This is a genomic window from Embleya sp. L77 (assembly GCF_055557415.1).
In genome coordinates this window covers 858,241-876,891 of sequence record NZ_CM145710.1, presented here as the reverse complement: position 1 = coordinate 876,891, position 18,651 = coordinate 858,241, and the positions used below count along the sequence as shown (strand labels likewise).

The 18,651-nt window shown below is 71.4% G+C and carries 16 protein-coding genes; 6 read left to right on the top strand and 10 right to left on the bottom strand.

What is annotated here, in order from left to right:
* Nucleotides 1-386 precede the first annotated feature (386 nt).
* From ACZOOI_RS33870 to ACZOOI_RS33850, 5 genes are read right to left on the bottom strand one after another with little or no spacing between them, the layout of a single operon-like run.
* Nucleotides 387-1,226 carry an ABC transporter ATP-binding protein gene (locus tag ACZOOI_RS33870; RefSeq protein ID WP_465283382.1) on the bottom strand — a complete coding sequence of 280 codons (840 nt, stop codon included), beginning with the start codon at nucleotides 1,224-1,226 and terminating at the stop codon, nucleotides 387-389.
* Nucleotides 1,223-2,302 (bottom strand): ABC transporter ATP-binding protein, encoded by a 1,080-nt coding sequence (locus ACZOOI_RS33865; protein ID WP_465283381.1) that lies wholly within the window; start codon nucleotides 2,300-2,302, stop codon nucleotides 1,223-1,225. Before ACZOOI_RS33865 ends, ACZOOI_RS33870 begins: the two co-directional genes overlap by 4 nt.
* Nucleotides 2,299-3,198: an ABC transporter permease gene (locus ACZOOI_RS33860; RefSeq protein ID WP_465283380.1), complete on the bottom strand. Its 900-nt coding sequence runs from the start codon at nucleotides 3,196-3,198 to the stop codon at nucleotides 2,299-2,301. Before ACZOOI_RS33860 ends, ACZOOI_RS33865 begins: the two co-directional genes overlap by 4 nt.
* Nucleotides 3,195-4,154, bottom strand: a complete 960-nt coding sequence (locus tag ACZOOI_RS33855; RefSeq protein WP_465283379.1) for an ABC transporter permease — start codon at nucleotides 4,152-4,154, stop codon at nucleotides 3,195-3,197. Before ACZOOI_RS33855 ends, ACZOOI_RS33860 begins: the two co-directional genes overlap by 4 nt.
* Nucleotides 4,154-5,773, bottom strand: a complete 1,620-nt coding sequence (locus ACZOOI_RS33850) for an ABC transporter substrate-binding protein (protein ID WP_465283378.1) — start codon at nucleotides 5,771-5,773, stop codon at nucleotides 4,154-4,156. Before ACZOOI_RS33850 ends, ACZOOI_RS33855 begins: the two co-directional genes overlap by 1 nt.
* 834 nt (nucleotides 5,774-6,607) lie before the next feature.
* Here ACZOOI_RS33850 and ACZOOI_RS33845 point away from each other — a divergent pair.
* Nucleotides 6,608-7,006 (top strand): SSI family serine proteinase inhibitor, encoded by a 399-nt coding sequence (locus ACZOOI_RS33845; RefSeq protein WP_465283377.1) that lies wholly within the window; start codon nucleotides 6,608-6,610, stop codon nucleotides 7,004-7,006.
* Between the two features lie 205 nt (nucleotides 7,007-7,211).
* Nucleotides 7,212-8,477, top strand: a complete 1,266-nt coding sequence (locus tag ACZOOI_RS33840; RefSeq protein ID WP_465283376.1) for an APC family permease — start codon at nucleotides 7,212-7,214, stop codon at nucleotides 8,475-8,477.
* 97 nt (nucleotides 8,478-8,574) lie between these two features.
* Here ACZOOI_RS33840 and ACZOOI_RS33835 read toward each other — a convergent pair whose 3' ends face one another.
* Nucleotides 8,575-8,889 (bottom strand): Rv3488 family transcriptional regulator, encoded by a 315-nt coding sequence (locus tag ACZOOI_RS33835; protein WP_465283375.1) that lies wholly within the window; start codon nucleotides 8,887-8,889, stop codon nucleotides 8,575-8,577.
* Nucleotides 8,890-9,209: 320 nt separating this feature from the next.
* On the opposite strand from ACZOOI_RS33835, the gene ACZOOI_RS33830 reads away from it, so the two are divergent.
* From ACZOOI_RS33830 to ACZOOI_RS33820, 3 genes are all read left to right on the top strand, one after another.
* Entirely contained in the window at nucleotides 9,210-9,635 is a 426-nt protein-coding gene (locus ACZOOI_RS33830; RefSeq protein WP_465283374.1) for a hypothetical protein, read from the top strand.
* A 587-nt stretch (nucleotides 9,636-10,222) separates the two neighbouring features.
* Nucleotides 10,223-10,411, top strand: a complete 189-nt coding sequence (locus ACZOOI_RS33825; protein ID WP_465283373.1) for a hypothetical protein — start codon at nucleotides 10,223-10,225, stop codon at nucleotides 10,409-10,411.
* A gap of 11 nt (nucleotides 10,412-10,422) precedes the next feature.
* A complete protein-coding gene (locus ACZOOI_RS33820) occupies nucleotides 10,423-12,957 on the top strand; it encodes an ABC transporter permease (RefSeq protein WP_465283372.1) in 2,535 nt (844 codons plus the stop codon).
* Here ACZOOI_RS33820 and ACZOOI_RS33815 read toward each other — a convergent pair.
* On the bottom strand, nucleotides 12,954-13,466 hold the full coding sequence (locus ACZOOI_RS33815) for a MarR family winged helix-turn-helix transcriptional regulator (RefSeq protein WP_465283371.1): 513 nt from the start codon (nucleotides 13,464-13,466) through the stop codon (nucleotides 12,954-12,956). The two genes, ACZOOI_RS33820 and ACZOOI_RS33815, sit on opposite strands and share 4 nt — an antisense overlap.
* A 153-nt stretch (nucleotides 13,467-13,619) precedes the next feature.
* Between ACZOOI_RS33815 and ACZOOI_RS33810 the strand changes: the two genes are divergently transcribed.
* Nucleotides 13,620-14,477, top strand: a complete 858-nt coding sequence (locus ACZOOI_RS33810; RefSeq protein WP_465283370.1) for a haloalkane dehalogenase — start codon at nucleotides 13,620-13,622, stop codon at nucleotides 14,475-14,477.
* 61 nt (nucleotides 14,478-14,538) lie between these two features.
* Here the strand turns inward: ACZOOI_RS33810 and ACZOOI_RS33805 are convergent, their stop codons facing one another.
* From ACZOOI_RS33805 to ACZOOI_RS33795, 3 genes are all read right to left on the bottom strand, one after another.
* Nucleotides 14,539-15,135 (bottom strand): dihydrofolate reductase family protein, encoded by a 597-nt coding sequence (locus tag ACZOOI_RS33805; protein ID WP_465283369.1) that lies wholly within the window; start codon nucleotides 15,133-15,135, stop codon nucleotides 14,539-14,541.
* A 128-nt stretch (nucleotides 15,136-15,263) separates the two neighbouring features.
* On the bottom strand, nucleotides 15,264-15,854 hold the full coding sequence (locus ACZOOI_RS33800) for a TetR/AcrR family transcriptional regulator (RefSeq protein ID WP_465283368.1): 591 nt from the start codon (nucleotides 15,852-15,854) through the stop codon (nucleotides 15,264-15,266).
* A 200-nt stretch (nucleotides 15,855-16,054) separates the two neighbouring features.
* Entirely contained in the window at nucleotides 16,055-18,382 is a 2,328-nt protein-coding gene (locus ACZOOI_RS33795) for a HelD family protein (protein ID WP_465284095.1), read from the bottom strand.
* Nucleotides 18,383-18,651 lie beyond the last annotated feature (269 nt).

Sequence of the window (18,651 nt, the reverse complement as noted above, 5' to 3'; positions counted from 1 at the left end):
CCCGCCGGGCCCGCGGCGGCCGTGTGGCTGTGATGCCGGCGCGGCCGGTGACGCCCGCGATGATGCCGGCGCGGCCCGTGACGCCCGCGATGCTCACGCGGTCTGCGACGCCACGCAGTGTGCGCTGCTCACCCGAAGCCCGCGACGGCAGCCCGGCCGCGTTGTCCGCTCGGCGTGGGGCGGTCACCCGATCGCGTTCCCCGCCGGGCCTGCGACGGCCGCCCCGCCCCGCCGCGATGCGCGCCGGGCCTGCAACGGCCGCCCCACTGTGATGCCCCCGCGGCTCCCGATCGCCGCCCGACCGCTGTCGCCCGTGTCGAGCGCCGGTGCGCCCACCCCGGGACGCGGTCGGCGGCGGGCGGGCGGGCGTGGGTGGGTGTGGCTCGTCACGCCTCCGGTGCGGCGAGTGCTCTTCTGCTTTCGGCGATGCGTTCCGGGTCCCAGCCCACGCCCGGTACCGAGTCGATCAGCAGCCTGGTGTACGGGTGTTGCGGTGCGGAGAGTACCTCCGCGGTGCGGCCCGATTCGACGATCCGGCCGTTGCGCAGCACCACCACGTCGTCGGTGATGTGTCGGACGACGGCCAGGTCGTGGCTGACGAAGAGGTAGCCGATGCCCTGCTCGCGGCGGATGCGGGCGAGCAGGTCCAGGATCTGGGCCTGGATGGACACGTCGAGTGCGGCGACCGCCTCGTCCAGGATCAGCACCCTGGGCGAGGCCGCCAACGCGCGGGCGATGGCGACGCGTTGGCGTTGGCCGCCGGAGAGCCGACGCGGCAGGGCGCCGGCCTCGCGGGAGCCCAGGCCCACCTGGTCGAGGAGTTCGGCCAGGCGTGCGGCGCGGCCGGGCCGGTCGGTTTCGCGGGCGTGCAGGCGCAGGACCTCGTCGATGCTGTCGTGGACGGTGATGCGCGGATCGAGGGAGAGGTAGGGGTCCTGGAAGACCATCTGGATCTCCCTGGCCCGGGACAGGCGTTCCGCGCGGGTGCGCGGTCGGTGGGCGCGTTCGCGGCCGTCGACCGTGATGCTGCCGGCGTCCGGGGTCTCCAGGCCGACGAGCATGCGGGCGGTGGTGGTCTTGCCCGAGCCGGATTCGCCGACGATGCCCAGCGAACCGCCAGGCGGCAGGGTGAAACCGATGTCGTCGACCGCCTTGTGATCGCCGAACGTGCGGCACAGGCCGCGGACTTCGAGGGCCGCCGGGGTCGGGGAGGCGGGTGTGCTCACTGCAGGATCCCTTCGTCCGCGCGCAGGCATGCGACGGCCGCCGGGCCGTCGTGTACCAGTGCGGGGGCCTCGGTTCGGCACCGCGCGGTCGCGAACGCGCAACGGGCCGCGAAGGCACAGCCGGTGGGCGCCTCCGCGAGGGACACGGGCCGTCCGGGGATCGGCTGCGGCGGCGCGGCGTCCGTCTCCAGGCGCGGTGTCGAGGCCAGCAGCGCGGCCGTGTAGGGGTGTCTGGGTCGGGCGAACAGGTCGGCGACGGGCTGGGATTCGACGATGCGTCCCGCGTACATGACGTAGATGCGGTCGCAGATCGCCGCCGCGAGTTCCAGGTCGTGGGTGACGAACAACATGCCGGTGCCGTGCCGGTGTTGCAGGCGCCGCAGGATGCCGACGACTTCCGCCTGGGTGGTGACGTCGAGTGCGGTGGTGGGTTCGTCGGCGAGCAGGAGTGCGGGGTCGCCGGCCAGGGCCGCGGCGATCACCACACGCTGGAGCATGCCGCCGGAGAACTGGTGCGGGAAGCGGCGCAGCGCGCCGTGCGGATCGCGGATGCCGACCTCGGTCAACAATTCCTGCGCCCGGGCCAGTGCCTGGTCCCTGGCGGTCCCGCGCACCCGCAGTCCCTCGGTGAGGAAGTCCCCGATCCGGCGCATCGGGTTGACCGATGCGCGCGGGTCCTGGAACACCATCGCGACCTTGTTCCGGCGTACCTCGCGCAATCCGGCGGCGCCCAGGGCGAGCACGTCGGTGCCTTCGACGCGGACGCTGCCCTCGGTGCTCGCCCCCTTGGGCAGCAGGCCCAGTACGGTGCGGCAGGCCACCGATTTGCCGGAGCCGGACTCGCCGACCAGGCCCACCGTTTCACCGCGTCCGACCCGCAGGTCCACCCGGTCCAGGATCGGTCGTGCGGCGGCGTGGTCCGGCAGGCGCAGGGTCAGACCGGTGATGTCGAGCAGCGGTACGTCGCGCTCACCCGAGTCGGCGCGCGCACGGGCGTCGGTGTCGGCCTCGGTGCCGGCCGCGGCGGGCCGGATGGCCGGGTCGTCGGCCGTCGTCTTGTCGAACACGGCGCTCACCTCTCCCGCTTGGAGACGCGGTCGGCGAGGCCCTCGCCGACGATTCCGAATGCGACGACCGCGATGACGATGGCGGTCGCGGGGGCGAGGGCGGGCAGCATGACGTCCTTGAGGAGCGGGTTCTGGCCCTCGCTGACCATGACGCCCCAGTCGGCGGTGGGTGCCTGGACACCGAAGCCGAGATAGGACAGGCCGGCGAGTTCCATCAGGGCGTAGCCGAAGTTGATCGCCGACTGGGCCAGTACGGTCGGGGTGATGTTGGGGATCAGGTGCCGTGTGCAGATCGACCAGCCGGACCAACCCTGGACCCGGTAGGACTCGATGTAGGGCCGGGCCTGTTCCTGGCGGGCGATGGAGCGCACCAGGCGGCCGACGTACGGCGTGTAGGCGATCATCATGGCGATGACGGGTGCGGTCAGTCCCGCGCCGAACACCGCCACGCACAGGATCGCCAGCAACATCGCGGGGAAGGCGAACAGCAGATCCATCGAGCGGGAGAGCAGCGCGTCGACCCAGCCGCCGCGCCACGCGGCGACGACGCCCATGGCGATGCCGAGCACGGTGGACACGCCGACCACCGCGAGCGGTCCCAGCAGTCCGGTGCGGGCTCCGTACAGCAGCCGGCTGAGGATGTCGCGGCCCGACTGGTCGGTGCCCAGCCAGTGTTCGGGCCCGGTGCCGGCCAGCGAGTTCTTCAGGTCGATGGCGTCCGGTTCGTAGGGTGCGAGTAGCGGTGCGCACACCGCGAGCAGCACGAGCAGCGTCAGGACCAGCACGGCCGCGGTGAACAGCGGTCCCTGGGCGGCGAGTTTCCGGATCCGGGCCGGTGCCCCGCGCCGGAGGGGCGGCGTCGGTACGCTCGCGTCCTTGCCGGACGCGGGTGCGGAGGCACTCACTTCGGGTCACCTCCCAGCGCGACGCGCGGGTCGATCAGCGGTTGGAGCAGGTCGACGATCAGGTTCGCGATCAGGAACGCGGCGACCACCAGCAGGGTCAGCGCCTGCACCACGGGGAAGTCCTTGACCGTGACGGAGTTGATGAGCAGTGAGCCGACTCCCTTGACGCTGAACGCCGTTTCCACGATCGAGGTCGCCACGAGCATGCTCGCGACCATGGTGCCGACGACGGTGACGATCGGGCCGAGGGCGTTGCGCAGCACGTGTTTGCGGATGACCCGGCTCTCGGGCACGCCACGGGAGCGGGCCACCTCGACGTGCTCGCGGGAGAGTTCGTCGAGCATCGCGGAGCGGGTGACCCGGGCCAGCAATCCGGTGAAGGTCAGCGCGAGAGCGATGGCCGGGAGCGTGAGGTGCCACAACCGGTCGCCGAAGCCCTGGCCGGCGCCGTAGAGCGGGAACCAGCCCAGTTTGACGGCGAAGACCGAGGTGAGCACGGTCGCGGCGATGTAGGACGGGATGGCGATCGAGGTGCCGGTCCAGGCCAGCACGAGCTTGTCGATCAGGCCGGGCCGCAGCGCGGAGGCGATGCCCAGGATCAGCCCGACGACCGTGACCAGCACCATCGCGTACCCGACCAGGAAGACCGTGGTCGGCAACTTCTGGGAGATCAACTCGCCGACGTCCTGGCGGAATTGCACCGAGCGCCCGAAGTCGCCGCCGAGCACGTCGCCGAGCCACAGCAGGTACTGCTTGGCGAACGGTTGGTCCAGGTGGTACTGGGCGGTCAGCGCGGCGCGGGCCTGCGGGGTGACCGGGCGGCCGCGCATCAGGAAGGACACCGGGTCGCCCGGGGCCAGGTGCACGGCGCTGAAGACCACGAACGAGGTCGCCAGCAGCACGAGTACCAGGCCCACGAGCCGGCCCAGGAGGAAGCGGAGCAGAGGACGGTTCATCAGTTCGCGGCACCCAGGGTCGCGGCCCACGGGAAGGAGAGCTGGGTGATGTTCGGGGTGGCGCCGGTGACGCGCTTGCCCTGGTAGAGCGACAGCGGCGAGTCCCACAACGGGATGCCGGGCAGTTCGCGCAGCGCGATCTCCTGGAGCTTGGCGGTCAGTTGGGCGCGAGCGGCGGGGTCGGCGGTGCCCAGTGCCTGCTGCGCGATCGCGTCGTACTCGGGGTTGGACCAGTTGCCGTAGTTGGCGAACTCCCCGGTCTGCAGGGACTGGTAGAACTCCAGCGGATCGGGGGTGACGTCGTAGCCGCTGGTGACCAGCACGTCGATGCCGGCCCGGGAGGACGGGTCGGTGAACAGCGCGGTGTACGCGTCCGGTGCGATGGTCTTGAGTTCGACGTCGAGGCCGATGGACTTGCCCGCGGCCTGGATGGCGTTGGCGGCCACGCTGATCTCCGGGGCCAGGTTGCTGGTCGCGACGACGACCTTCCTGCCGGTCGCGCCGGCCTCCGCGACGAGCTTCTTGGCGGCGGCCACGTCCGTGGTGACGGCGGGCAGCGCGTTGTACATGCTCTGCGCCTGCTCCGCGGGGATGGTGGCCCAACCGGAGACGGGCACGGGCGCCTTGGCGACGGTGCCGTAGCCGTTCAGGCCCGCCCGGACGATGCCTTCGCGGTCGATCGCCATGGACAGCGCGCGCCGCACGCGCGTGTCGCCGAGGGCACCCTTGAGGTTGGTGACGGCGGCCGAGTAACTGCCGGTGATGTCACCGAAGTACAGCTTGCCGTCGCCGGACTTGAGCTTGTCGTAGGAGTTGCTCGGCAGCAGGTATCCGCCGTCGACCTCGCCGGTCAGCAGCGCGTTGGCACGGGCGGCGGGGTCCTGGATGAAGACGAACTCGACCTCGCCCGTCTTGGGCATGAGCGTGCTGTCCCAGTAGGCGTCGTTGCGCTTGAGCGTGATGGACGTGCCGGGCTTCCACTCCTTGACGGAGAACGGGCCGGTGCAGTTCACGCCGCCCTGCGGGTTGCCGTAGTCCTTGCCGGCCTTGGCCAGGAAGGCGGCGCTTTCGATGGTGCCCGCCGACGCGCCCAGTTGCTCGTTGAGCAGCACGTTGGGGCGGGTGAGCTTGATGGTGACCTCGAGCGGGCCGGAGTCGGTGATGGACTCGACGTCCTTGAAGGCGGTGCTGTACGCGGCGCCGACCTCGGGGTCCATCTGGCGCTTGAGGCTCGCCACGACGTCCCGGGCGGTCATGGTGGTGCCGTCGTGGAACCTGACACCCTCGCGCAGGGTGTAGACCCAGGTCAGCGGGTCCGGGTTGGTGTACTTGGCCGCCAGCCCGGGGGTGATCGTCAGATCCGGGTTGATCCGCAGGAGTTGGTCGCACACGTTCGCGAGCACGGTGTTGATCGGGTAGTCGAAGCCGTACGCGTAGTCCAGCGTCTGCGGTTCGGCGTACAGCGACCACTTCACCTTGTCGAGCGGCCCCTTGGCGGCCGGGCTGTCCTTGGTGATGCGGTAGCCGGGCTCCGTGGCCGACGAGTCGTCGCCGCCACCACCGGAACACCCGACGGCGGTCAGGGCCACGACGGCGGCGAGGGCGGCGGTTTTGGGCATGCGCAAGTAACCCACCTCTTTCGGAGGGACGGCGAAGGCACGGAGACGGATGCGGCATGGCACGCGTCAGGACAGGTGCCGGTGAGTATTGACGCGGGAACGTTCCCGCGCAAGGGTTTGCGAGCAGGCATCTCACGCATGGCGAGGAGGTTTCCAACACGTCACGAGGCGGCGCTCCGGCGTCTTTTTGACGACCCGTCACGAGTTCGGGACGGACGGTGGCGGGGGCGGGGAGTGCCTGGTGGGGTGGGGTGCCGGGGTGACGGGGAACCGCGCAAGGTCGCGATGTCGGCGAGAGGGCGGGCGGGGCGCGCCGGATGCGTTCGCCTGGTGCGGGACGGGGTTGGTGCCGGCCGTGCGCGGGGTCGGGGGCGTTGGTGGCGGACGGCGGGCCTGGGTGAGCTGCGGGCGTTGCCGGGTGCGGGTGCGGGTGCGGATGGCGGCCATGGCGGCGACGGCGAGCGCGACAGTGGTGGGCGGATTTGTCGCGAGATGGTCGCGTAGCGTGTCTGGTTGACTACGCTGGTGCCATGATCGGGCTTGGTTCGTTTTGGGAACTGCGTGGCGTGCCGGAGCCGTTCGGCGCGTGGGTTTTCCAACCGCCGCGCCATCGTCCGGATCCATGACGGTCGGGCCGACGTCCGCGTCCCGACGCCGATGCATCCGTGCGGCGACGCCTCCGTTCTTCCGCCGTTGCCCCATGCCGGGTGCCGTTCGGGGTCGTGTCCGGTCGGATCGGCGGTGCGCGGGCGGGCTCGTGCGGCTTCGCCTCGACCTCTTGCCCACCCCACCCCCCCCGTGCGCGATGGCGTGCGTTCATCCCGGGAGTCGCCCATGTTGTTCCGTCGTCTTGTCGTTGCCGCGGCCGTCGTCGCCGCCGCCCAGTGCCCGATTCCCTCCGCCGCCGCCCGGACGGTGGACCGGCTCATCGTGACGGTGGCCGACAACCCCGAGGGAGTGCAGACGTACACCCTGGAGTGCCACCCCGCCGGCGGCAGCCACCCGAGGCCCGCGCAGGCATGCGACCGGCTCGACGCCACGACGGCCGACGGGGACCCGTTCGCGCCGGTCCCCGCCGGCGCGCGGTGCACGATGATGTACGGCGGACCCGCCACCGCGCGCATCACCGGCACCTGGGCGGGCCGTCCGGTCGACGCCGGTTTCAACCGCAGCAACGGGTGCGAGATCGCGCGCTGGGACAACCTCGTACCGGTCCTGCCGAGCACGCGCTGATTTGCCTTCGGGGCGGCCGGTGCGGGCGGGGCTGCTCGATGGGCCCCGCCGGCGGACCACGGCGGTCGAGCGGGAGCGGCGTCACGCGCGGACGTATGCGTCGTCCGGGTGGCGCCGCTCAATGGCGGGGAGGGAGTCGGGGTCCTATATCGTGTGCCGATATCGGGAGCCGTAGCGGTCGTGGGCCATGTTCGGGGAGCGAGCGATGGGGACGTCGGCGGCATCTGCCGAAGCGGGCGAGCTGAAACGGCACCTGGGCGTGTTCGACGCCGTGGTGATCGGGCTCGGCTCGATGATCGGCGCCGGGATCTTCGCCGCGCTCGGCCCGGCCGCCGACGCGGCGGGATCGGGCCTGCCGATCGGCCTGGCCCTGGCCGCCGTGGTGGCCTACTGCAACGCGACCTCCTCGGCCCGGCTGGCCGCCCGCTATCCGCAGTCCGGCGGTACGTTCGTCTACGGACGCGAGCGGCTGGGCGACTTCTGGGGCTATCTGGCCGGCTGGGGCTTCGTGGTCGGCAAGACCGCCTCCTGCGCGGCCATGGCCCTGACCGCCGGCTCCTATGTGTGGCCCGAGCAGGCACACGCGGTCGCCGTCGCCGCCGTGGTGGCGCTGACCGCGGTGAACTACGTCGGCGTACAGAAGTCCGCGTGGCTGACCAGGGGCATCGTCCTCGCCGTCCTCGCCGTGCTCGCCGCCGTGGTCACCGCGTGCCTGACCGGTGGCACCGGCGAGACCGGGCACCTGCGGATCGGCGCGGACGCCGGCCTCGGCGGCGTGCTCCAGGCGGCCGGCCTGCTGTTCTTCGCCTTCGCCGGCTACGCGCGCATCGCCACGCTCGGCGAGGAGGTCCGCGATCCGAAGCGCACCATCCCGCGGGCGATCGCGACCGCGCTCGGCATCACGCTGGTGGTGTACGCGGTCGTCGCCGTGGCCGTGCTCGCGGTGCTCGGACCCGACCGGCTCGCCCACACCGCCGACCCCCTGGCCGAGGCCGTGCGCGCCGCCGGTGCTCCGGGACTTGTCCCGGTGGTCCGCGTCGGGGCCGCGCTCGCGGCGCTCGGCTCGCTGCTGGCGCTGATCCTCGGGGTCTCGCGCACCACGCTGGCGATGGCCCGCGACCGGCACCTGCCACACGTACTGGCCGCCGTGCACCCGCGGTTCGGCGTCCCGCACCGGGCCGAACTCGCGGTCGGCGCGGTCGTCGCCGTCCTGGCCGCGACCACGGACGTGCGCGGTGCGATCGGCTTCTCGTCCTTCGGCGTGCTGGCCTACTACGCCGTCGCCAACGCCTCCGCCCGGACGCTCACCGCCGCCGAGGGCCGCCCGGCCCGGATCGTGCCGATCGTCGGTACGGCAGGGTGCCTGATCCTGGCCTTCGCGCTGCCGCCGACCTCGGTGTTGTGGGGCGCCGCGGTGCTCGCGGCGGGCGCCGCCGCGTACGGCCTGCGCAAGGCGACCGGCCGCGCCTGACCTGACGCGCCTGACCGGCCGCGGCTGATCAACTGCGCCTGACCGGCTGCGCCTGACCGGCCGGCGCCGCCGTGGCCGGCACCGGACCGGGCGCCGGCTACGGGTGCGGCCGGTCCGCCTCGGGCAGCACCTCGCGGGCCAGTTCCGCCAGCGCGCGTCGATCCTCGGCCAGCGCCGCCCGTCCCGCGTCCGTCGCCCGATAGACGCGCCGGGTGCGGCCCTCGACCACCCGCTGCTCGGAGGTCAGCAGCCCGTCCGCCTCCATCCGGTGCAGGGTCGGGTACAGCGTGCCGGGGCTGATCCGGTAGCCGTGGCCCGCCAGCTCCCGGGACATCCACGCACCGTGGATCTCCTCCTCGGCCGCGTGATGCAGGATGTGCAGCCGCACCGCGCCCCGTTGGAACTCCCTCACGCGTCAACCACCTTCCCGCTCCACCACCAAGGGCGACGAATCCGATATCGAACTCCGATATTACGGGCGCCCGCCGGTGCCGGCGCACCGCGACAACGCGCCCGCCACGGCGGGGGAGCCGTGGCGTGCGCGCGTATCCGCGTTGCCGGGTCGAGGAGGATTGCGGCATTCGTGGCATTGTGGCCGCCCGTTCGGCGCGCTCCGGGCGCGCGGGTGGGGTGGGCGTGCTGGAGTCGATGGCGTGCCGGGCTGTGGGCGCGAGGACGAACGTGTCCGCGGCCCGGTCGACGTATCGGCGACGGGTCCCCTCAGGAGCTGTGATGACTTCCGATATCCACATCGAAGACCTGGACGAGGGCGGGCCCTGCCCGCTGGGTGCGCACTCGGCGCACGCGTGCGGCGGGCCCACCGACGAGTGGGGTGTGCCGATGTGGGGGCGGGTGCCCGGGATCGGCGAGGTCGGCGACAGCCTGCCCGGGTGCGGTGTGCACGTGGGCGAGGTCCTGGTGACGCGCGACCCGGAGCTGTGGGTGGGCCTGGTGTTCGAGACGCCCGCCGGCAACACCGACCCGGATCGGGAGGAGCGGGCCGCGGTGACGGAGTTCGCCGAACGCCTGGCCCTGGACGTCATCGACCAGCGCAGCGGTGACGCCGACGACCCGGACGCGGTGGTGCTGCGGCCGGTGAGTGCCGACGAACTCGCGCGAGCGGTGGCGTACGCGCTGAGCGCGATCGGCGTGGGCTGAGCCGACATCGCCCGAACCGACCCGGAGCCGGGCGAGTTCGCGGTGGGTCCGGGGCCCTGCGGGTGTCGTCGGACGGAGGTTCCCGGCCTCCCTCGGTGATGGATGTGCCGCCGCCGGCGGGCTGTTCGTCGCGGACCGGCGTGTCTCGCCGCACTTTCGCAACTGTTCGAACCGGGCATCGACCCCCGCCACGAGCGCGTCGGCGTCGGGGCGGATGCCTCGGGGGTTGCGTCCAGTTCCTCGCGCAGCGCGCGGGAGAACAGTCCCGTCCGGGCGCGGTCGTCGTCGACCGCGCGTTCGCCGGGGCCGGTGGCCAGGAGCGCGTACTGTTCGTGCCCACGATCGAGGGGCTGCCGCCCGCCCGACCGTCGGCCGACCCGGACCCGGACCCCGGCCTTGCGGCGTACGGCGCGGCGGGGTTCTGTCCACCCTGGGGCTGATGCGTTCGTAGCCCGCGCGGCCGACGTCGGCCACCATCCCCGTCGATAACTTAGACCGACCAGTCGATTTATTATTCGGCTCGCCCTTCGGCGCGGGCTCGCCTCGCGCCTCGATGGAGGCGCGGGCTCCACCGATGGAGAAACCCGATGAGCACACCCCGCCACACTCGCCGCGTCTCCGGACCGCGCCCGCCCTCCGCCCACGACGTCGTCGTCGCCTCCTACGCCGACCGGGTGGCCGAGCCCAACTCCGACCGGGTGCTGGAGCGCATGCGCGCGTTCAACCGGAAACCGGGCGATCCCGCCGCTGCCGCCGTCTCCGCCCTCGCCCACTGAAGGACGCGACCGTGCTTCGCACTTCCCTGCGCAACCTCGTCGCCTACAAGGTGCGCCTCGCCCTCACCGCACTCGCCGTCGTCTTCGGCGTCGCGTTCGTGGCGGCCGTCCTGGTCTTCGGCGACACCCTCAAGCAGGCCATGACCGAGGCCGCGCTGCGCGATCACCGCGGCATCGCGGTCGACGTCCGCGGCACCAAGTACGCCGTCGAACACCTCCAGACCCCACCCCTGGACGAACCCCTCGTCGCCAAACTCCGGGCGCTGCCCGGCACCGCGTCGGTCACCGGCCACGTCACCGGCTTCACCGCCGTGGTCGACCGCGAGGGCAGACTCGTCCGCAAGAAGGCGAACGCGACCGGCGCCAACGCGGCGCCCGGCCGCGACGGCAAGGACCCCCGCTACCCGCTGACCGCCGGCCGACTGCCCGCCAAGGCAGGGGAAGTCGCGCTCGACACCGAGACCGCCAAGGCCGCCGGATACCGGGTCGGCGACCGCATCCGGATCGTCGCCCGCGGACCCGTCCTCGACGTGAGCGTCGTCGGTGTCTTCACCACCGACAGCGCCGCCGTCGAGGCCGGCGGCTCGCTCACCCTCCTCGACACCGCCACCGCGCAGGAGCTCTACCTCGAACCCGGCGTCTACGGCGAACTGCGCCTGAACGCGAAGCCGGGTACATCCCAGGAGCAACTGCGTGCCGCAGCGGCCCCGTTGATACCCAACGGTGCCGAAGCCCGCACCGGCGACGAACTGCGCCGGGACGACCGGGACAAGGTGAACAAGGAGATCGCGTCGCTGCGCACACTGCTTTTGGTCTTCGCCGGCATCGCCCTGTTCGTCGGCAGCTTCATCATCGCCAACACCTTCTCCATGCTCGTCGCCCAACGCACCCGCGAACTCGCGTTGTTGCGCGCGATCGGCGCCACCCGCGAGCAGGTGACCCGCTCGGTGATGTTCGAGGCCCTCGCGGTCGGCATCGTCGCCGGACTCGCCGGGTTCGGCATCGGCATCGGCCTCGCGATCGGCCTACGCGGCATCCTCGACGACATCGGCGCCGACCTCACCCCGGGACCGACCGTCGTCACCGGCGCAACCGCCTTGTGGAGTCTGGCCGTCGGCATCGGCGTCACCCTGCTCGCCGCCTGGCTGCCGGTACGCCGAGCCGCCAAGATCCCGCCCGTCGCGGCGCTGCGCACGAGCCTGCCGTCCAGTACTTCGAGCCTCCGCCGCCGCAACATCGCCGGCGTGCTGACCGTCGCGCTCGGCGGGCTCGTGCTGGTCGCCGGCATCAAGGGCTCGGCGACCGGCAACGCCAAGGTGTTCACCGTGATGGGCGGCGCGGGCATCGTCCTGATCGGCGTCATCGTGCTCACCCCGCTCATCGCCACGCCCGTCGTGCGCGTATTCGGCGAACTGCTGCGGCGCGTCCACCCCGTCGAGGGTCGGCTCGCGTACCGCAACGCGGCCCGCAACCCACGGCGTACCGCCGCCACCGCGTCCGCCCTGATGATCGGCATGGTGCTGGTCACCTCGCTGACCATCTTCAGCACGTCGCTCAAGCAACTCGTGGACCGCACCCTGTCGAAGGGCATCACCGCCGAATTCGTGCTCAGTTCGTCCTCCGACGGACAGACGCTGACCCCGGAGATCGCCGCCACGATCGCCAAGGTGCCCGGCGTCACCGCCGTCAGCCCCGTGCGCGAGGCACAGGTGACCGTCGACGGAAAGGAGCACAAGCTCACCGCCGTCGACCCCGCGAGCGCGTTCTCGGTGCTCGCCACCACATTTACCCAAGGCGGCCCGCAAACCCTGACAACGGGACTGCTGGTGTCCAAGCAGACCGCCGACGACCGCAAGTGGCGCATCGGGACGCCCGTTCCCGTCACCTTCCCCGACGGACAACAGGACCGCCTGCCGATCGGCGGAATCTACGACGAGGCGCCGCTGCTCGGTGCCCTCACCGTGTCGTTGCAGACGCTGACGCCACACATCGACGTCGTCGGCGACGACTTCGTGCTCGCCAAGGTCGCGCCGCAGCACAGGGACACGATGCGGGACGCGCTGCGCAGGGCGGTCGGCAACAGTCCGGCGATCAACGTGCAGACGGCGAAGGAGGTGCGCAAGGACTTCAACAAGCTCTTCGACGTCATGCTCGACATCGTCTACGGGCTGTTGTCGATGGCGATCGTCATCGCGGTGCTCGGCGTGGTCAACACGCTGGCCATGTCCGTCTTCGAACGCACCCGCGAGATCGGCATGATGCGCGCCATCGGGCTGGACCGGCGGCGCACCCGACGGGTGATCCGTCTGGAGTCGCTGATCATCTCGTTCCTCGGCGGCCTCCTGGGCGTGCTGCTCGGACTGGTCGGCGGGGTCGGCGGAGTGAAGGGCATGGCCCGCTCCACTAAGGACCTGACCGTGGTGATCCCGTGGGACAGGATGCTGCTCTTCCTGGTCCTCGCCGCGATCGTGGGCGTCCTGGCCGCGGCGTGGCCGGCCCGGCGCGCGGCCAGGCTCGACGTACTCCCCGCGCTGCGCACCGATTAGCCAGGGTCGCCCGACGCGCCGAGGTGCGGTGGGTGCGGGGTGTGGTGGTCCAGCAGGCGGGTGAGCATCCGGACGAACTGGTCGCGTTCGGCGGGGGCCAGGGGCGCCAGCAATTGTTCGTGGAGGTCGTCCAAGGCCCGGTCGAGGAGGGTGAGGCGGCTGCTGCCCCGGTCGGTGATCGTGATGACGTTGCGCCGGCGGTCGTCGGGATCGGGTGTGCGCTCGACGAGATCGCGTGCGGCCAGCTCGTTGAGGACGCCGACCATGTCGCTGCGGTAGATGCCGGTGCGTCGGCTCAGCGTCGCCTGGCTGCCCGGGCCGTACTCCTGCAACGAGGCCAGTACCGCGTAGTGCCACTTGCGGGCGTCGAGGCGGGCCAGGCCCTCGGCGATCAGCCGATCCGACTGCGTGGACAGCTGTGCCAGCAGCCGGCTCGCCTGTTTGCGCAACCTGTCCGGCGTCCGTCTCTCGCAGTCGGGAACGTCCATCGCTTCGGCGTCGCTGGTCATGGCGGTGATCCTACCCCGTTGCGTTAGTCGGACTAACGATGTAGGTTCGTTCACGCCAGAAACGTTCGGGCCATAAACATTCGCTTGACAAACGAGTAGGGTCACGGCGCGGTTCGGGTCAACCCCGCACATCCAGCCTCTGAGGAGCACCTCATGCCCACGATCGACGTTCTCGACTCGACCATCCGCTACGAGGACCAGGGCAGCGGACCCACCGTCGTCTTCCTGCACGGCAACCCCTCCTCCTCCCATACGTGGCGGAACGTCCTGCCCCTGGTCGGAGCGGGCCGGTTGATCGCCCCCGACCTGATCGGCATGGGCCGCTCGGGCAAGCCCGTCGGCGATTACCGGTTCGGCGACCACGCCCGCTACCTGGACGCGTTCTTCGACGCGCTCGGCCTGGACGAGGTCGTGCTCGTCGGCCACGACTGGGGCGGCTCGCTCGCCTTCGACTGGGCGGCCCGACGCCCGGACCGGGTGCGCGGCCTCGCCTTCTTCGAGACGATCGTCCGCCCGATCGCCTCGACCGAGCTTTCCGAACAGGCCCGTGCCCGCTCGGTGAAGCTCCGCTCCGACGAGGGCGAGTCGCTGGTCCTCGACGGGCACTTCATGGTGGACGCGGCCTACACCGGGGGCGTGCTCAACCCGCTCGGTGACGAGGACATCGAGGTCTACCGGGCTCCGTACCCCACCCGCGAGAGCCGTCGTCCGCTGCTGAACTGGACCCGCTCCCTGCCGATCGACGGCGACCCCGCCGACGTGACCGCCCGGATCCGGGCGTACGGCCCCTGGCTGGCCGACAGCCACGACGTGCCCAAGCTCCTGCTCACCTTCGACTCGGCACCGACCCTCCTCATCACCCCCGAGGTCGCCGCCTGGTGCCGGGACAACATCGCCGCTCTCCGGGTCGAGCACATCGGCCCTGCCGGCCACCACGCCACCGAGGACCAGCCCGAGGCGATCGCCAAGGCCGTCTCCACCTGGCTGGACGAGCACCACCTTCGCCGGTAGGCCGTGTCCGGCCGCGTGTGTGGTGCGCGCGGCCGGACACGGCGCCCCGAGATTCGTGAACTCAGCGGATGCCCCGGTCGTAGGTGAGGAAGGCCGCGCCGCCCTTGAGGATCGTGTGGTCGACGAGTTCCCAGGCATCGGGTGCGAAGACCGCGGACCGCCCGAAGAGCGGAATGCCGGAACCGATGGTGAGCGGGCTGAGTTTGACGATCACCCGGTCGATCTCGCCGTAGAGGGCGCCGGCCAACTCCCCGCCGCCGACGAGCCAGATGTCCTTGCCGTCGGCGCGCTTCAGCTCCCGGACCTTCGACACCGGGTCGTCGGCGACGAGTTCGACGCCGGGGTCCGGGCTTTCGGTCAGCGTCCGGGAGAAGACCAGGTGCCTGAGGTGGGGGTAGGCGTCGGTCACGCCGGCCGCGAGGCCGACCGCGTAGCTGTTGCGGCCCTCGACGACGGTGTCGAAGCAGGTGCCCTCGGCGGTGACGCCGAGCGCGGTGCGGGCGGGCCCCGGCAGGGTCTCGGGGTACTCCTCGACGAGGTGTCGGATGTAGTCCTCCGACGGGGACCAGAAGCCGCCGGGGCCGGTGGGGTCGGAGCCGTCGGGCCCGGCGATGAAACCGTCGAGCGTGGTGGCGATGAAGTACACGAGCTTGCGCAAAATGGGTCCTTTGTCGATCTGTTGCGGTGTGTTGGGGTGCGGTGCGGCGCGGGACGGCGCGGCGCAGTGCGGTTGCGATGAAGTGCGGGGTCGGCGGGCGCTGCTGGGGAGCGGGTGCCGTCGCGGGGTTACTTCGTGGTGGCGGGGAACGGAGTGACGATGCGCTCCACCGCCCGGGTGACGAGCTCGTCGCGCTCGGCGTCGGTGAACACGTCCGGCAGCGTGAGTTGTTCGACGACCAGCCAGTTCATGGCCAGGTACATCAGCAGGACGGCGGTTGCGCCGCCGGGCAGGCCCGCGCCCTCGTGCCAGCTGACGTTCTCGTCGATGTCGGCGCGGACCCGCTCGGTGAGCAGGGTGCGCAGCTCCGGCCTTCGGGTGGCCTCCAAGCGCAGCTCCAGCAGCGCCAGATGTCCGGAGGGGAAGGCGGTGATCCTGCCGAGGCTCTCCCGCAACATCGCGCCGTACGACGCGGCGTCCCGCGCCTGGTCGAACATCTCGGTGAGCGCGCCCTCCTCCGGCCTGAGTCGCTCGTAGACCCGGGCGCCGGCCTGGACGAGCAGGTCGTCGCGGTTGCGGAAGTAGTTGGACGCGGTGCCGACGGGCACCCCCGCCTCCTTGTCGACGGCGCGCTGGGTCAGGCCCCGCGCCCCTTCGCGGGCGAGAACCTCGATGGCGCCGTCGAGCAGCGCGGCCCGACGGGCCGGGTTCTGACGCATCTCGCACACCCCTCTTCGCTCTGAAGTACATCGAGAGTGAAGCACTTCAGTTGAAGTACGTCAAGTGAAGTACATCAATTTAAGTACGTCGGATGAAGTGATCGGGGATGGCGTGAAAGAGGTTGCCTCGATTCGAGGGTGTTCCGGTGACCGGCTCGCCGAGGGCGGCGAGCCGGGACGGGCGTGGCGCGCTCCGTCCGTCACGCCGCCGGGGCGAGGCCGGTGAGGCCCGAGGGCAGGTCGCGGGTGTGCACGACGCCGAGCCGCTGCGTTGCCCGGGTCAGCGCCACATACAGGTCGGCCAGCGCGAACGCGGCCGGCTCCACCACGATCACCGCGTCGAACTCCAGCCCCTTGGCCTGCTTGGGGTCCAGCAGCACCAACGGCCGGGTGAGGTCCGGCTCGACGCCTCGTTCGGCGTGCGGAACCGCCGCCGCCACCGCGTCGATCAGCTCGCGCGGCGCGATCACGGCGAGGCGTCCGTCGACCGGAGTGTCCGGCTCGCTGCCGTCGATGCCTTCCCGCGTGCCCGACTCCCGGGCGGCCGCCGCGTCGGCGACCCCCTCGTGGGCGACCGCCCACGCCACGGCCGCCGGCAGGTCCGCGGTGTGGAGCGACCACGGCTTCACGCCGGTCGAGCGCACCGACTTCGGCGGCTCGAACCCCGGGTGGGCGGCCCGCATGACGTCGGCCGCCACGTCCATGATCTCGGTCGGCGTACGGTAGTTCACGCCCAGTCGGACCCGTTCCCAGCGGCCCTCGACATACGGCACCAGGATGCGCTCCCACGACCCGCATCCGCCCGGCTCCGAGGTCTGCGCGGGGTCGCCGACCAGGGTCATCGACCGGGTGGGGCTGCGCCGCATCAGCAACCGCCAGGCCATCGCGGACAGTTCCTGGGCCTCGTCGACCACGATGTGGCCGTACGCCCAGGTGCGGTCCGCCGCCGCGCGCTCGGCGGAAGTGCGGTGGTCGAGTTCCTCCTGACGTTCCGCGAGGCGCTCGGCGTCCACGAGGTCGTGGGCGCTCAGCACCTCGGACTCCTCGTCGTCGCGGTCCTCGAACTCCTGCGTGCGTGAGCCGTACGACAGGTCGAGCACGCCCTGCGCGTACGCGATCTGCCGCCGCCGCTCGGCCGCTGCCGCAGCCCGTGCCAACGAGTCGTCCTCACCCAGGAGTTCGGCGGCCTCGTCGAGCAACGGCACGTCGGCCACCGTCCATTCCTCACTCGTCCGAGTACCGAAGACCGGGTCGTACACGGTCGGACGCCGCACCGCGGCCGCGTCCTCCTCGGACAGGTACACCGGTTCGGCAAGGTAGTCCGCGACCAGCCCCTGCGGAGTGAGGCGCGGCCACAGCTCGTCGACGGCCGCCTGCACGGCCGGGCTCTCGGCGACCGACATCGCCAACTGCGCGATCTCGCCCGGACCGAGGAAGTTCGGCCCGCCGAACGGGTCCGCACCGAGCCGGTCGACCAACTGCTCCGTAAGGCCGTCGATCACGCGCGACGCGAACGCCGCGCGGGCCAGGTTGTGCGGCAGCAGCGTTGCCCGCGCCCTGCTCCGGGCGGCCTTCGCGATGTCCGCGTCGAGGAACAGGTCGCCGTCGTCGTGCCCGATCACCAACGGCGTCTCCGGCACCGTCTGTTGGTCGGCCACGAAGCGGCCCAGCACCTCGGCCATCGCGGCCCGGCCCTTGACCTCGGCGGCCTCCGGGGTGTCCACGGCGGTCGCGGTGACGCCCGGGAACAGCTCGCCGGGCGTGGCGAACTGCACGCCCGTCTCGCCGAGTGAGGGCAGGACGTCCTCGATGTAGCCGAGGAAGGCGGGGTTGGGGCCGACCACGAGCACGACGCGGCGGGTCAGGTGCTCGCGGTTCGCGTACAGCAGGTATGCCGCGCGGTGCAGGGCGACGACCGTCTTGCCGGTGCCGGGGCCGCCCTCGACCACGAGCACGCCGCGATGCGGCGCACGGATGATCCGGTCCTGCTCGGCCTGGATGGTCTGCACGATGTCGTGCATGCGCCCGGTGCGCGCCGCGTCGAGCGACGCGAGCAGGACCGCGTCGGCGTCCGAGCCCTCGAAGCCGGTGCGAGTGTCGTCGGTGAGATCGAGGATCTCGTCGTGCAGACCCGTGACCCGCTGCCCGGAGGTGGTGATGTGCCGTCGGCGCCGCAGACCCATCGGGGTGTGCCCGGTCGCCAGATAGAACGGCCGGGCGAGGTCGGCGCGCCAGTCGATCACCATCGGGGTGTGCTCGGCGTCGTCGCGGCGGATACCGATCCTGCCGATGTGGTGGTCGGCGCCGTCGCGGAACAACAGTCGCCCGAAGCACAGGCCGTTCGCGCCGGCGTCGAATGCCGCGAGCAGACCCGAGTGCTCGAACACCGCGATGTCCCGCTCGACGCGTGCCTGCCGGGTGCCGTCGTGCTCGCGCCCGAGCGCGCTCGTCACGGCGGCCTCCGTCTGGGCACGCAGCTCCGCGAGGCGTGCGTACAACACATCGACGAATTCCTGCTCGTGTCGCAATTCGGCGTTTGACAATTCGACTCCCGGCCGGATATAATGTCGTCATTCAGCTTCCCGAATACCGTGAAGTACCGGTATTCAGAACCATCCAATATACCTCGTGTAAAACCATGGATGTCAAGAAACCCCGAGCGTCGAGACGCTCGGGGTTTTCTCGTTGCCTCGCGCGTCGTTGCCCAGCGCGTTCTTGCCTCTCCGCGTCCTTGTTCCGGGTAATGGAATCGCCTCGCTTGCTGCGAGCGAATTGTCCGCGAATACCCGCGGGCGAA